Source organism: Acidovorax sp. 94, assembly GCF_003634645.1.
In the GTDB taxonomy this organism is placed as follows: Bacteria; Pseudomonadota; Gammaproteobacteria; order Burkholderiales; family Burkholderiaceae_C; genus Acidovorax; species Acidovorax facilis.
The window spans coordinates 5272979-5285497 of sequence record NZ_RBJA01000001.1 but is presented as its reverse complement, the minus strand read 5'-3'; the positions used below and the strand labels follow the sequence as shown (position 1 = coordinate 5285497).

The 12519-nt window shown below is 65.2% G+C and carries 10 protein-coding genes and 1 pseudogene; 4 read left to right on the top strand and 7 right to left on the bottom strand.

Annotation, left to right across the window (positions count from 1 at the left end):
- Nucleotides 1-71: 71 nt before the first annotated feature.
- The gene (locus C8C94_RS24355) at nt 72-815 is read left to right on the top strand and encodes a TetR/AcrR family transcriptional regulator (RefSeq protein ID WP_121422547.1); all 744 of its coding nucleotides are present in this window, start codon (nt 72-74) and stop codon (nt 813-815) included.
- Nucleotides 816-1112: 297 nt separating this feature from the next.
- The gene (locus C8C94_RS24350) at nt 1113-2297 is read left to right on the top strand and encodes a porin (protein WP_121422546.1); all 1185 of its coding nucleotides are present in this window, start codon (nt 1113-1115) and stop codon (nt 2295-2297) included.
- 100 nt (nt 2298-2397) lie between these two features.
- On the opposite strand, the gene C8C94_RS24345 is transcribed toward C8C94_RS24350, so the two are convergent.
- Nucleotides 2398-3192: a metallophosphoesterase gene (locus C8C94_RS24345; RefSeq protein ID WP_121422545.1), complete on the bottom strand. Its 795-nt coding sequence runs from the start codon at nt 3190-3192 to the stop codon at nt 2398-2400.
- A gap of 150 nt (nt 3193-3342) precedes the next feature.
- On the opposite strand from C8C94_RS24345, the gene C8C94_RS26090 reads away from it, so the two are divergent.
- Nucleotides 3343-4080 (top strand): DUF2694 family protein, encoded by a 738-nt coding sequence (locus C8C94_RS26090; RefSeq protein ID WP_370449773.1) that lies wholly within the window; start codon nt 3343-3345, stop codon nt 4078-4080.
- Here the strand turns inward: C8C94_RS26090 and C8C94_RS26085 are convergent.
- Nucleotides 3990-4400: pseudogene (locus C8C94_RS26085) on the bottom strand (diacylglycerol kinase family protein); the annotation flags it as partial. The gene C8C94_RS26090 and the pseudogene C8C94_RS26085 sit on opposite strands and share 91 nt — an antisense overlap.
- A gap of 290 nt (nt 4401-4690) precedes the next feature.
- On the opposite strand from C8C94_RS26085, the gene C8C94_RS24335 reads away from it, so the two are divergent.
- The gene (locus C8C94_RS24335) at nt 4691-5545 is read left to right on the top strand and encodes a phosphatase PAP2 family protein (protein WP_370449760.1); all 855 of its coding nucleotides are present in this window, start codon (nt 4691-4693) and stop codon (nt 5543-5545) included.
- Between the two features lie 17 nt (nt 5546-5562).
- On the opposite strand, the gene urtE is transcribed toward C8C94_RS24335, so the two are convergent.
- From urtE to urtA, 5 genes are all read right to left on the bottom strand, one after another.
- Entirely contained in the window at nt 5563-6255 is a 693-nt protein-coding gene (urtE, locus tag C8C94_RS24330; RefSeq protein WP_121422543.1) for an urea ABC transporter ATP-binding subunit UrtE, read from the bottom strand.
- A gap of 945 nt (nt 6256-7200) precedes the next feature.
- Nucleotides 7201-8076: an urea ABC transporter ATP-binding protein UrtD gene (gene urtD, locus C8C94_RS24320; protein WP_121422541.1), complete on the bottom strand. Its 876-nt coding sequence runs from the start codon at nt 8074-8076 to the stop codon at nt 7201-7203.
- Nucleotides 8073-9209: an urea ABC transporter permease subunit UrtC gene (urtC, locus tag C8C94_RS24315; protein ID WP_121422540.1), complete on the bottom strand. Its 1137-nt coding sequence runs from the start codon at nt 9207-9209 to the stop codon at nt 8073-8075. The genes urtD and urtC overlap by 4 nt, the downstream gene beginning before the upstream one ends.
- A 21-nt stretch (nt 9210-9230) precedes the next feature.
- Entirely contained in the window at nt 9231-10811 is a 1581-nt protein-coding gene (gene urtB / locus C8C94_RS24310) for an urea ABC transporter permease subunit UrtB (protein WP_121422539.1), read from the bottom strand.
- 159 nt (nt 10812-10970) lie between these two features.
- Nucleotides 10971-12242, bottom strand: coding sequence for an urea ABC transporter substrate-binding protein (gene urtA, locus C8C94_RS24305; RefSeq protein ID WP_121423059.1), 1272 nt, complete (start codon nt 12240-12242; stop codon nt 10971-10973).
- Nucleotides 12243-12519: the final 277 nt, after the last annotated feature.

Genomic DNA, 12519 nt, shown 5'->3' with positions numbered 1-12519 from the left:
ACGTACAAATTCAAATCGACCGGGGTTTGTACGAGTGTTCAATAAATTTATACAACCGTATAAACCAGCCTATGTCCAAATCCCGATCCACCCCCCAGACTGCGGCCACCGTGCCCGCCACCCCTGCCGCGAAAGCCCCGGCGCGCAAGCGTGCTGCGGCCCGCAGCGCCACCAGCGAAGAAGCGCTGGCGCCCAATCGCCAGGCCAACATCCTGCAGGCGGCCGAACGGCTGTTTGCCACGCGTGGCTTTCATGGCGTGTCGATCCGCGACATTGCCGACGAGGCCGGTGTGCCGCTGGCGCTGGTGGGCTACTACTACGGCCCCAAGCTGTCGCTGTACCACGCCATCTTTCGCGCGCATGCGGGCTACATCGATGTCCGGCTGCAGTCACTGGCCCAAGCCCAGCAGGCGGCCCCACCCGGTCAGTTGCTGGACGAAATCGTCAAGGCCTTCGTGCTGCCCGTGCTGGAGGTGGCCCGCCAGCCTGCGGGCCACCACTTTCTGCGCCTGCTGTCGCGTGGCATGAACGACCACCTGGAAGAAGACGAGCCCATCATCCGCGAGCTGTTCGACCCCCTGGCCCATGCGTTCATTGATGCCATTGCCGCCGCCCTGCCCCAAGCCACGCGCAGCCAGGCCGCATGGTGCTACCAGTTCGCGCTGGGCGCGCTGCTGCACCATGTGAACGACCAGCGCATCGAGCGCCTGTCGTACGGCCAGAACCAGCCGGGCGACGAGGCTGCAGCGGGGCCACTGCTGGTGCGTTTCATCGCGCAAGGCATGCGTGGCGCCTGTGAAGGCGCGGTGCACTGACGCCGAACCGCTGACACGCCCACCCCGATCACCCGCACTGCCGCGCGAGCGCCGCATGCCTGGCACACCCACGCCCATTTTTCTGGCCCCAGCCCACCGCCATCCCAGGTGGCTGGGGCCCTGCGCTGCCGCCCCACCCCAGGCGTCGGCGCGGCAGACCGGCGCGCTTTAGCCGCCGCGAACCGGCGCACACAACGCGCTGACGCCCTCCCCCGTTGAACTGCGTTTTCGGAACAGCCCTGGCTGCGCCGTGGACCGGTTCGCCCTCCGCTTGCCCCTCACCCATCGAAAGACACCATGAAACCCCGCACCTCCCCCACGCCCCACCTCTTCCACCCTCGGGCCCGTCGGCGCTGGACACGCGCCCTGGGCACCGCTGCAGCCCTGTCTGCCACCACACTCGCCGCACAAGCCCAACCCGCCGCAGGCCCCGGACTGCAGCTGTATGGCCTGGTCGATGCCGCCGTGGGCCGCTTTGCGGGCCCCGCCGCCGGCATCAACGCGCAGGACCGCGCCGTGACCAAACTGGACGGTGGCGGCATGTCCACCAGCCACTGGGGCGTGCGCGGCACCGAAGACCTGGGCGGCGGACTGTCGGCACAGTTTGAGCTGTCGTCTTTTGTGCGCAACGACTCCGGCGCCACCGGCCGCAACGATGCGCTGCCCGCACCGGTGAATGTGGCGGCCGACCCCGTGTTCTCGCGCGCCGCCTGGGTGGGCGTGTCGCACCGCGACTTGGGCCGCGTGCGGCTGGGCAATGTCACATCGCTGCTGTTCCTGAACTCCATTACCTCCAACGCGTTTGGCGATTCCACCGTGCTGGGGCCGCTGAACCTGGTCACCTTCATCGGCAGCCCACTCACGGGTGGCACGGCATGGGCCAACTCGGTGGTGTATGACAGCCCCAACATTGCGGGCTTCAATGCCTCGGTGGCACATGCCATCTCTGAAGGCCAGGGCGGCGGCAACAGCGCGGCCCGGCTGGCCTATGCCCAAGGCCCGTGGGCCGCATCGCTGGCGTGGCAGAGCGTGAAGAAGAACCCCGGCACCTTCGCCGACGGCACCTCGCCCAACGACACACGCGCCTGGCAGCTGGCGGCGTCGTACGACTTCGAGGTGGTCAAGCTGTTCGCCCACCTGGGCCGCATCGACAACCGGGGCACGGCCGCTGCGCCGCTCAACCTGTCGTATCGGGTGTGGGATGTGAGCGCCGCTGTGCCCGTGGGTACAGGCCGTGTGCTGGCGGGCTACGCGGTGCGCCACACCAGCGACACCGTGGGCCCCGTGCCTGCCACGGTGGCGGGCGGCAATGTGGAGCGCAAGGTGTTCACCTTGGGGTATGACTATTTCCTGTCCAAGCGCACCGACCTGTATGCCATGGTGATGCGCGACAGCACCCTGACCCGCACGCTGCCTCCGCCGCCGTCTGTAGTCAGCGCACAGGGCACCGGCTTTGCGGTGGGGGTGCGCCACCGGTTTTGATCCGTTTTTCAGAAAGGTTTACGGAGAGTCCCAAGGTTGGGGCGCCTTTGGGCGCCCCTTTTTTATCAAGCGCCGCTCCCGGTCCCCGCGGGTCCACGATTCACTCCGCCCCCACCGCCTGCCGCTGCACACACACAAACTCCCCCGCCGCTTCGTCGTAGTCCCAGCGCGCTGCATAGCGGGCCCAGCCCCCCACGGCTGCGCCTGAGGCTTCTACCGTCAGCACCACCAGGCTGTTGGGGCTGCCGTGGCGCAGGCGATGCGACACCGCCGTGCCCGCGCGGCAGGCCCACAGGCCCGGCAGGGGCTGCAACACGCTGGGTTCATGCACGTGGCCTGACAGCAGCATATGGGCGCCCGCCGCGCGCCAGCGTTGCAACGCTTCGTCCGCCCGGTGGGGCCGGTGCGCGCGGTCGGCGGCGTCGCGGGACACCAGGGGGTGGTGGCTGGCCACGATGCGCCAGGCATCCGGCGGGGCGCGCGCCAGCAGCATGGCCACATGATCGATCTGCGCCGACGACAGGCTGCCCCGCTCGTGCCGCCAGGCCCGGGTGGTGTTCACGCCCACCACATAAAAGGCGCCCATCTGCCGCACGGGCTCCTGGTCGATGCCGAACTGGTGGGCATAGCGCTCGTAGGCTCGGCCCCAGCGCATCCACCAGGCAAACAGCGGCAGGTCGTGGTTGCCCGCCAGCACCAGGGTAGAGCGGGCATGCAGGCCTTTGACAAATCGCGCGGCCTGCTCAAACTGCACCGCGGTGGCGCGCTGCGTAAGGTCGCCGGACACCACCACCATCGCCACGCCCAGCCGCTGCGCCAGCCGTTGGGCCGCCGCACACACCGCAGGATCGTGTGCGCCGAAGTGCAGATCCGAGAGGTGCATCAAAACGGTCATCGGTGCTTTCTGAAGAGGTGTCTTTTGCCCTGGGACGTGCTGGCGTTAGAGGCTGAGAGTTTTTTAGTCGGGCTCGAGTCGCGGCGTTTTTGCGTGCAAGGCGGGCATGGATAAAGGACTTTCAGTCTCTCAAACCAGTGTCATGCAGGCATGAGACCGGGCACCGACGCGGGCTCTGGCGCTGCAACTGGCGCACCCTGGGTCTCGCCTTCCTGCTCATCATCGCGCATCAAGGTGGTGGGCGCCACCAGCCACAGCGGGCGCTCGCTCAGGCGGAAATGCAGGGGCGGCACCATCCATTCGCGCTCGCCATCAAACGCCAGCTTGACTTGCGGTGGACGCCAACTGGCGGGGGTGACGGTCAGCTCGGTACAGGCCATGCTGACCACGGCATTGTCTTTGTGCAACTGCCCGGTGGCCGCGTTCCACACCGTGCGCGCTATGGCCCAGCGGCCTTGGGGCTTGAGCATGACCACGGCCAGCTTGCCGCCGTCGGCCACTGTTTGCGCCTGCGGCAGGCCCATGCGGTCGAGCTGCAAAGGGTTGTTGCCCACAAACAGCGTGGTGACCAGGTGCTCCTCTTGCTGCGCCTGGGCACCACGGTCGGTCTTCATCACTACGCGCCACCGGCGGCCCGCCGAGGGGCGGAACATGCTCCACACCGCAGCCGCCACGGCCACCCAGCGCTTTCGACCAAAGCGGCGCGAGGCCATTTCGCGGTCGGCCAGCATCTTGGGGTACAGGCCCACACTGGCGTTGACGACAAACATGCGCCGGTTGACAAAACCGACCTGCACCGGGCGCAGGTCGCCGTTGCGCAGCGCCTGCAGCATGTCTTGCACGGCGGCTTCGGGGTCCGGCGCCAGGCCGTGTTCGCGACTGAAGTAGTTGAACGTGCCCATGGGCACCACCCCCAGTGGCACCCCCGCCAGCAGCGCCGCCGAGGCCACGGCGTTGATGGTGCCGTCACCCCCTGCCGCCACCACCAGCCCGCCATCGGCCAGCGCAGCCTGCGCAGCATCGCGCGCCAGCTGCACGATGTCGCCGCGCTGGTCGGGCACATGCCAGACCACGTCGTGCTCCTGCAAGGCGGGCACGCCTTCCAGCTTGGCGCGCAGCAGGTCCAGGTCGGCCCCGGGGCGCTTGGGCACCACCAGGTGGATGGGCCCGTGGGGACGGACAGGATGGGGATGCTCGGAAGGGGTCATGGTTCGACGGCTGCGTCAGGAGGCAACGCCTGGAGCGTCGGGCACGGATTGTGCCCGGGAGCCCCCTGCAGCCATCCTGAATTGTGTAATACGGTGACCTGAATGATCGCCCCGCCGCGCCCCTGCCGCAGCCAGCAGCTGCGCCCTTGCCCTGTCAGAGTTTGCCGACAGACGCCGCATGGCAAGGGGGCATACACCTTCGCTGTGGCGGGGTGTAGGGAACTCGGTTCCAACGCCCGGCTCCCTCATATTGATTTCCAAAACAAAACGCAGAAAGCCACCAGCACCCGATGACGATAGCGACACTCACGACCCCGATGGACCTTGCCGCGCTGGGGGCGCTGCTGGCGCGCTACCCGATGGAATGGTGGGTGGCAGGCATGTTGGCCTCGGCCCTGGTGGGCGCGTTGGCCCTGGTCGGCTTGCGCACCGCGCAGCACCACAGCCCGCCGCTGCGCAGGTTTTTGCCCGCGCAGGCGTATGGGGTGGTGCTGGCTGCCATGGGAGCCAGCGCATTCGCACTGGTCCTGGCGGGCGCCACGATGGCCGAACTGGCCGAAAGCTGGAGCGAGGGCGGCCGTTGGGGAACGCTGGACGATGCCATTGCGCAAGGACTGCGCACGCACGCCGACACGGCCGTGCTGCAGTGGTTTGCGGTGCTAACGCATCTGGGCGATTCGTGGGTGCTGGCCGCGTGCACCGTGGTGGTGGCGGCGCTGCTGTGGGCGTGCCAGCACCGCCTACTGGCCACCGGCTGGCTGGTGGCCCTGGCCGGCAATGGTGCACTGACCAAGATCCTGAAAAAACTTTTCGAACGCGTGCGGCCGGAACACGAACATGGCATTGCACAGGCCCACGGTTTCAGCTTTCCGAGCGGGCACAGCAGCGCGTCGATGGCGGCCTTCGCCATGCTGGCCTACCTGGCCACCCGCCTGCTGCCAAGGCCCTGGCACCTGCCTGCGGTGCTGGCAGCGGGCGCGCTCACCTTCACCACTGGCTGGAGCCGCGTGGTGCTGCAGGTGCACTACGCCAGCGATGTGCTGGCGGGCTGGCTGCTGGCGGGCACCTGGGTGCTGTGCACGGTGCTGATCATGGAGAGTGTGTCGCGCTGGCGTGGTTCACAAAACCGCCTGGTGCAGGCCTGAGCGTCTGTCGCCTTCATTCAGATGGCGACCAGATTGCGAATTCCCTTGGCTTCCATCTCGCTGCCCGGGCCGCGCGCAATCACTTCGCCGCGCTCCATCACCAGGTATTCGTCGGCCAGCTCCTGCGCGAAGTCGTAGTACTGCTCGCACAGCAGGATGGCCATTTCACCCTTGTCGGCCAGCATGCGAATGACGCGACCGATGTCTTTGATGATGCTGGGCTGGATGCCTTCGGTGGGCTCGTCGAGGATCAGCAAACGCGGGCCGGGGGCCAGGGCACGGGCGATGGCCAGCTGCTGCTGTTGCCCGCCGGATAGGTCACCACCCCGGCGCTTGAGCATCTGCTTGAGCACGGGAAACAGCTCGTACAGGTGCGGGGGCACGGGCGTGGAGCCGCTTTTGTAGGCCAGGCCCATGCGCAGGTTTTCTTCGACCGTGAGGCGGCCGAAGATCTCGCGGCCTTGGGGGACGAAGCCGATGCCTGCTCTCGCCCGGTCGTAGGGAGTGGTTTTGTCGATGGGTTTGCCATCGAATGTGATGCCCCCGCTTTTGATGGGCACGAGGCCCATGAGGCTTTTGAGCAGCGTGGTTTTGCCGACGCCGTTGCGGCCTAGCAGGACGGTGACTTTGCCGGCCTGGGCGGTGAGGCTCACGTCGCGCAGGATGTGGGAGCCGCCGTAGTACTGGTTGATGTTTTGGACGGTGAGCATGATGGATTTTTGAGTGTTTTTGGCCTCTATCGCTTATTCAGTAAGCGCCAGCAGCTATGTTTTTGATAGTTTCCACTGACCGTTCGGGCTGAGCTTGTCGAAGCCGGGGCTTGAGCGCTGATCTGTGCGGTGTGCCTGGTTTGAGGGCGGGAGCCGGGGTATGCGCCCGGCTGCGCAGTAACTTTCTTTTGCGTCGCCAAAAGAAAGTCACCAAAGAAAAGGCGACCCTACTGTGCGCGTCCCTTCGCTGCGCTACGGGCAACCTGCGATGCTCGAGCAGAGGGTGCCACCGCAGAACTCGCTGTGCGCCTGCGGCGCTCCGCTCGAACAACTGCGGTGAGTCAGTGCACGAAGTGCGTGTGTCCTTCGGCACACGCACGCCCCCCCTGCCCTGCGCTTCTCGGCACGCACAGAAGGGAACCCTTGGGATCGGACAGCCATAAGGGCCATTGCTTCGCTCGGCCCAGTTTGCGCAGCGCGTGGCGCTTGCGCCCGCGAGGTGAGGCCGAGCGAAGCAAAGGCCCGTGTGGCTGTTCGGCTGTTGGATGTTCGGGTGCCCAACCCCCTGCTGGCTGCGCCTGCGGCGGGGCGGTTGCGGGGTGGCATGGGCGTCGGAGCGCCCATGCTTCGTGCTCTGACTCGCCGCAGTTGTTCGAGCGGAGCGCCGCAGGCGCGCAGTGAGTTCTGCGGCGCACCCCGCAACCGCCCCGACGCAGGTTTGCCCCTTCGCACAGCGAAGGGGTCGCAGACTGGGGGTCGCCTTTCTTTTGCTTACTTTTCTTTGGCGAAGCAAAGAAAAGTGAGTCGCCCGCCGGGGCGATAACCCGGCTTCCGCCCTCAACACAAGCGCGCTTTTCAAACCAGCACGCCCAGGCTTCGACAGGCTCAGCCCGAACGGATAGCGGACGTTCTCAAGACCAAAGGAACCAGAGCGGCAAAGCACCATCACCGCCCCAAATAAACCTCAATCACCCGCTCATCCGCCTGCACCTGGTCCAGCGTCCCCTGCGCCAGCACAGACCCATCGCACAACACCGTCACGATCTCAGAAATGGTGCGAATGAAAGACATGTCGTGCTCCACCACCATCAGCGAATGCTTGCCCTTCAACGTCAAGAACAGCTCTGCCGTGCGCGCCGTCTCTTCATCCGTCATCCCCGCCACCGGCTCATCCAGCAACAACAACTTGGGGTCCTGCATCAGCAGCATGCCAATCTCGAGCCACTGCTTTTGCCCATGGCTCAGATTCCCCGCCATACGCGCCACGCTGTCCGCCAGATGAATCGTGTGCAGGATCTCGGCCAGCCGGTCCGACTGCGCTGAATCGAGACGGAAGAACATGCTCGACGTCACGCCCTTGTGCGTCTTCAAGGCCAGTTCCAGGTTCTCGAACACGCTGAGCTGCTCAAACACCGTCGGCTTCTGAAACTTGCGGCCGATCCCCAGGCTCGCAATCTCCGGCTCGTTGTGGCGCAGCAGGTCGATGGTCGAGCCGAAATACACCGTGCCGCTGTCCGGCCGCGTCTTGCCGGTGATGATGTCCATCATCGTCGTCTTGCCCGCACCGTTGGGGCCGATGATGCAGCGCAGCTCGCCGGGTGCGATATCGAGGCTCAGGTTGTTGATGGCCTTGAAGCCGTCAAAGCTCACGTTCACATCTTCCAGGTACAGAATGCGGCCGTGGGTCACATCCACTTCACCGGGCGTGGCGATGCGCGAGAAGCCTGCAGTGCGGCCACCGGATTCGGTCTGGCCCAGGGCAGCAGGTGCCAGCTTGGCCTGAATGCGCCGCGCGCCTTCGTCCATCAGATCAGGCGTCATGGCGCGGCTCCTTCGGTCTTCTTGTTGTTGTTCTTCTTCAATTTCTTGACCAGGCCCACCACACCATCGGGCAGGAACAGCGTGACGGCGATGAACAGCGCGCCCAGAAAGTACAGCCAGAACTCTGGCGCCGTCACGGTGAGCCAGCTCTTGGCACCATTGACGATGAACGCCCCCACGATGGGCCCGATCAGCGTGGCGCGGCCACCCACTGCAGCCCACACCGCGATCTCGATGGAGTTGGCGGCGCTCATCTCGCCGGGGTTGATGATGCCGACCTGGGGCACATACAGCGCGCCCGCCACGCCGCACATCATGGCGCTGATGGTCCAGATGGTGAGCTTGTAGGGCAGCGGCGAGTAACCCGAGAACATGACGCGCGTTTCGGCATCGCGCACCGCCTGCAGCACGCGGCCGAACTTGCTGCGCACCAGCCAGCGGGCCAGCAAGAAGAACACCAGCAACGTCACGCCCGTGAGCACGAACAGCGTCATGCGCATGTTCTGCGTGGCCAGGGGCATGCCCAGAATGCGCTTGAAGTCGGTAAAGCCGTTGTTCCCGCCAAAGCCCGTCTCGTTGCGAAAGAACAGCAGCATGGCCGCATAGGTCATGGCCTGGGTGATGATGGAAAAGTACACACCCTTGATGCGCGAGCGGAACGCGAAGTAGCCGAACACAAACGCGATCACGCCGGGCACCGCCACGATGAGGATTAAGGTGGCCACAAAGCTGTCGGACAACGCCCAATGCCAGGGCAGCTCCTTCCAGTCAAGGAACACCATGAAGTCGGGCAGATCGCTTTTGTAGTTGCCGTCGCGGCCGATCTGGCGCATGAGGTACATGCCCATCACATAGCCACCCAAAGCGAAGAACAGGCCGTGGCCCAGGCTCAGGATGCCGGTGTAGCCCCAGATCAAGTCCATGGCGAGTGCGCAGATGGCGTAGCACATGATCTTGCCTAGAAGCGCCACGGCGTAGTCGCTGAGGTGGAAAGCGCTGCCTGCGGGCACCCACAGATTGAGTACGGGCGCCACGGCGCACACCACGATGAGCGCCACGATAAAGGCTGACCAGCCGCTGCGGGTAAGCAGCGGTGCCGGAGCAGGAAGTTGGATAGGAGATGGCGTAGTCATATCAGTCTGTCTCTATCGGCCTCAATCGGCCGTACGCCCCTTGACCGCAAAGATGCCCTGCGGCCGCTTCTGGATGAAGATGATGATGAAGACCAGCACGGCGATCTTGGACAGCACGGCGCCCGTCCAGCCTTCGAGGAACTTGTTGAGCACACCAAGGCCCAGCGCGGCATACACGGTGCCGGCCAGCTGGCCCACGCCGCCCAGCACTACCACCATGAACGAGTCCACGATGTAGCTCTGCCCCAGGTCGGGCCCCACGTTGCCCACCTGGCTCAGCGCGCAGCCCGCCAGGCCCGCGATGCCCGAGCCCAGCGCAAAGGCATAGGTATCCACCCGCGCCGTGTTCACGCCCATGCACGAGGCAATGGGCCGGTTCTGCGTCACGCCGCGCACAAACAGGCCAAGGCGCGTTTTGCTGATGAGGAAGGCCACACCGGCCAGCACCGCCAGCGCGAAGGCGACGATGATCACGCGGTTCCAGGGCAGCTGCAGGTTTTCCATGAGCTGCACGCCGCCGCTCATCCACGCGGGGTTTTCCACGCCCACGTTTTGCGCACCGAACACGGTGCGCACCAGCTGCTGCAGCATCAGGCTGATGCCCCAGGTGGCCAGCAACGTCTCCAGCGGGCGGCCATACAAGAAGCGGATCACGCTTCGCTCCAGCACCGCGCCCATCAGGGCCGACGCCATGAATGCCACCGGCACGGCCGCGACCAGGTACCAGTCGAACGCACCCGGAAAGTACCGCTGGAACACACCCTGCATCACATAGGTGGCATAGGCGCCGATCATCATCAGCTCGCCGTGGGCCATGTTGATGACACCCATCAGCCCGTAGGTGATGGCCAGGCCCAGCGCCACCAGCAGCAGGATGGAGCCCAGGCTGATGCCAGTGAACAGCGCGGCCAGTTTTTCGCCCCACTGCAGGCGGCCTTCCACCGCAGTCAGCGCGGCCTGGATGGCGGCCTTCACCTGGGGATCTTGTTCGTTGCGCAGCTGCTCCAGCAGCACGGTGCGCGTGCCGGGGTTGCCGCTGGTGGCCAGATACTGCGCGGCCTTCAGGCGCTGCGACGCATCGCTGCTCGCCAGCAGGATGCGCGCGCGGATGGCTTCGAGCCGGGCTTGCAGGGCAACGTCCTTCTCGGCGGCAAGGGCCTTCTCGATGAGGGGCAGACGCGCCTCGTCGGTCTCTTCGCGCAGCGCGTCGATGGCGGTGCGGCGCTGGGCCACATCGGGCGACAGCAGTTGCAGCGAAGCCAGCGCTGCGTCGAACTCGCCCCGCATGCGGTTGTTGTTGACGATGTCTTCGGCATCGTCGGGCACAGGCACCTCGGCGCCACTCACCGGGTCGTAGCCCTTTTCGTCCTTCATGACGATGGCCTTGTCGCCTGCGATCTTGACGGCGTCTTCGCCCATCGCGCGGATGAAGGCCAGCGTGGCGTCGTCGGGGGTGGCAATGGCCTGCTGCAGCGCGGCGATGCGCTCGTCGGTATCGCCACTGGCCATGGCCCGCGCCGCCTCGGCCGTGAGTGCGTGCGCCTGCACGGCTGCACACAGCAGCAGGCAGGCGATCAGGCGAGAAAAAATGGAAGCAAGCATGACGAGGGCTGTGTGAAAAAGCAGTGGGCCGCAGAGCAGGCGCGATCTAAGAGCGAGGGCCGCCGCGCAAGGGCCGCCCCGCCGCGCTGGCGGCGTCCCCCCTCCCACGCGCAAGCGTGAGAGAGGGGGTGAAGGCGCGCAAGCGCCTCAGGGGGGTGCTCAGAGTTTCGACTTGCCGTCCGGCTCGTCCTTCTTCTTGTCGTTGCCTTCGATATATGGAGACCATGGCTTGGCCTTTACCGGGCCGGGGGTCTTCCACACCACGTTGAACTGGCCGTCGGCCTTGATCTCTCCGATGAACACGCTCTTGTGCAGGTGGTGGTTCTTTTCATCCATCTTCGACACGATGCCGCTCGGTGCCTTGAAGGTCTGGCCCGCCATGGCGGCAATCACCTTGTCGGTGTCGGTGCTCTTGGCCTTGGTCACGGCCTGGGCCCACATGTTGATGCCGATGTAGGTAGCTTCCATCGGGTCGTTGGTGAGCGGCTTGTCTTTGTGGCCGGCAATGCCCTTGGCCTTGGCGTAGTCGCTCCACTTCTTGATGAACTCGGTGTTGGCCGGGCTCTTGATGGACTGGAAGTAGTTCCATGCGGCCAAGTGGCCCACCAGCGGCTTGGTGTCCACGCCGCGCAGTTCTTCCTCGCCCACCGAGAAGGCGACCACAGGCACGTCCTTGGCCTTCAGGCCCGCGTTGCCCAGTTCCTTGTAGAAGGGCACGTTCGAGTCGCCGTTGATGGTGGAGACCACAGCCGTCTTGCCGCCCTGGCTGAACTTCTTGATGTCCGCCACGATGGTCTGGTAGTCGGAGTGGCCGAACGGGGTGTACTTCTCGTCGATGTCGCTGTCCTTCACGCCCTTGGACTTGAGGTAGGCGCGCAGGATCTTGTTGGTGGTGCGGGGGTACACATAGTCGGTGCCCAGCAGCACCCAGCGCTTGGCACTGCCGCCGTCCTTGCTCATCAGGTAGTCCACCGCAGGGATGGCTTGCTGGTTGGGCGCGGCACCGGTGTAGAACACGTTCTTGGACAGCTCTTCACCTTCGTACTGCACCGGGTAGAACAGCAGGCCGTTCATTTCTTCAACCACTGGCAGCACCGACTTGCGCGACACCGAGGTCCAGCAGCCGAAGATGACCGAGACCTTGTCCTGGCCGAGCAGCTGCTTGGTTTTTTCGGCAAACAGGGGCCAGTTGGAGGCCGGGTCCACCACCACGGGTTCGAGCTTCTTGCCCAGCACGCCGCCCTTGGCGTTGATCTCGTCGATGGCCATGAGCACGGTGTCTTTCAACACGGTCTCGGAGATGGCCATGGTGCCCGACAGGCTGTGCAGGATGCCGACCTTGATCGTGTCCTGGGCGTGGGCTGGCAGCGCAGACAGGCCAGCGAGCGTAGCGACGGCCGCAAGGGCCTTGAGGGAATAACGACGTTGCATGTGTGCTTCTCCGGTGGTGGTTTCAATCAATCAAACCGCTTCGCTCAGCGGTCCCTTGCGGGGCCCTGGGTGATCTAGCGATGGAATGGATTCTGGAGAGCGGGGCCTGCTTGGGAAATACGCCGGGTGGCGTACACGGCGGCACGGCTGCATAGGTAAATGGCCGGGTCAATCACGTTGTGTCGGGTAGGCGAAACGCTATGCATTTAATAGCTTTTGGCGCTTTATGGATAAGCGCTAGAGGCCGAAAACACTCAAAATCTGCGGCAATCCCGGT

Bases quoted from the DNA above. Each gene is read 5' to 3' on its own strand.
- C8C94_RS24355 (WP_121422547.1), top strand. From the start codon at position 72: ATGTCCAAATCCCGATCCACCCCCCAGACTGCGGCCACCGTGCCCGCC.
- C8C94_RS24350 (WP_121422546.1), top strand. From the start codon at position 1,113: ATGAAACCCCGCACCTCCCCCACGCCCCACCTCTTCCACCCTCGGGCC.
- C8C94_RS24345 (WP_121422545.1), bottom strand. From the start codon at position 3,192: ATGACCGTTTTGATGCACCTCTCGGATCTGCACTTCGGCGCACACGAT.
- C8C94_RS26090 (WP_370449773.1), top strand. From the start codon at position 3,343: ATGAGACCGGGCACCGACGCGGGCTCTGGCGCTGCAACTGGCGCACCC.
- C8C94_RS24335 (WP_370449760.1), top strand. From the start codon at position 4,691: ATGACGATAGCGACACTCACGACCCCGATGGACCTTGCCGCGCTGGGG.
- urtE (WP_121422543.1), bottom strand. From the start codon at position 6,255: ATGCTCACCGTCCAAAACATCAACCAGTACTACGGCGGCTCCCACATC.
- urtD (WP_121422541.1), bottom strand. From the start codon at position 8,076: ATGACGCCTGATCTGATGGACGAAGGCGCGCGGCGCATTCAGGCCAAG.
- urtC (WP_121422540.1), bottom strand. From the start codon at position 9,209: ATGACTACGCCATCTCCTATCCAACTTCCTGCTCCGGCACCGCTGCTT.
- urtB (WP_121422539.1), bottom strand. From the start codon at position 10,811: ATGCTTGCTTCCATTTTTTCTCGCCTGATCGCCTGCCTGCTGCTGTGT.
- urtA (WP_121423059.1), bottom strand. From the start codon at position 12,242: ATGCAACGTCGTTATTCCCTCAAGGCCCTTGCGGCCGTCGCTACGCTC.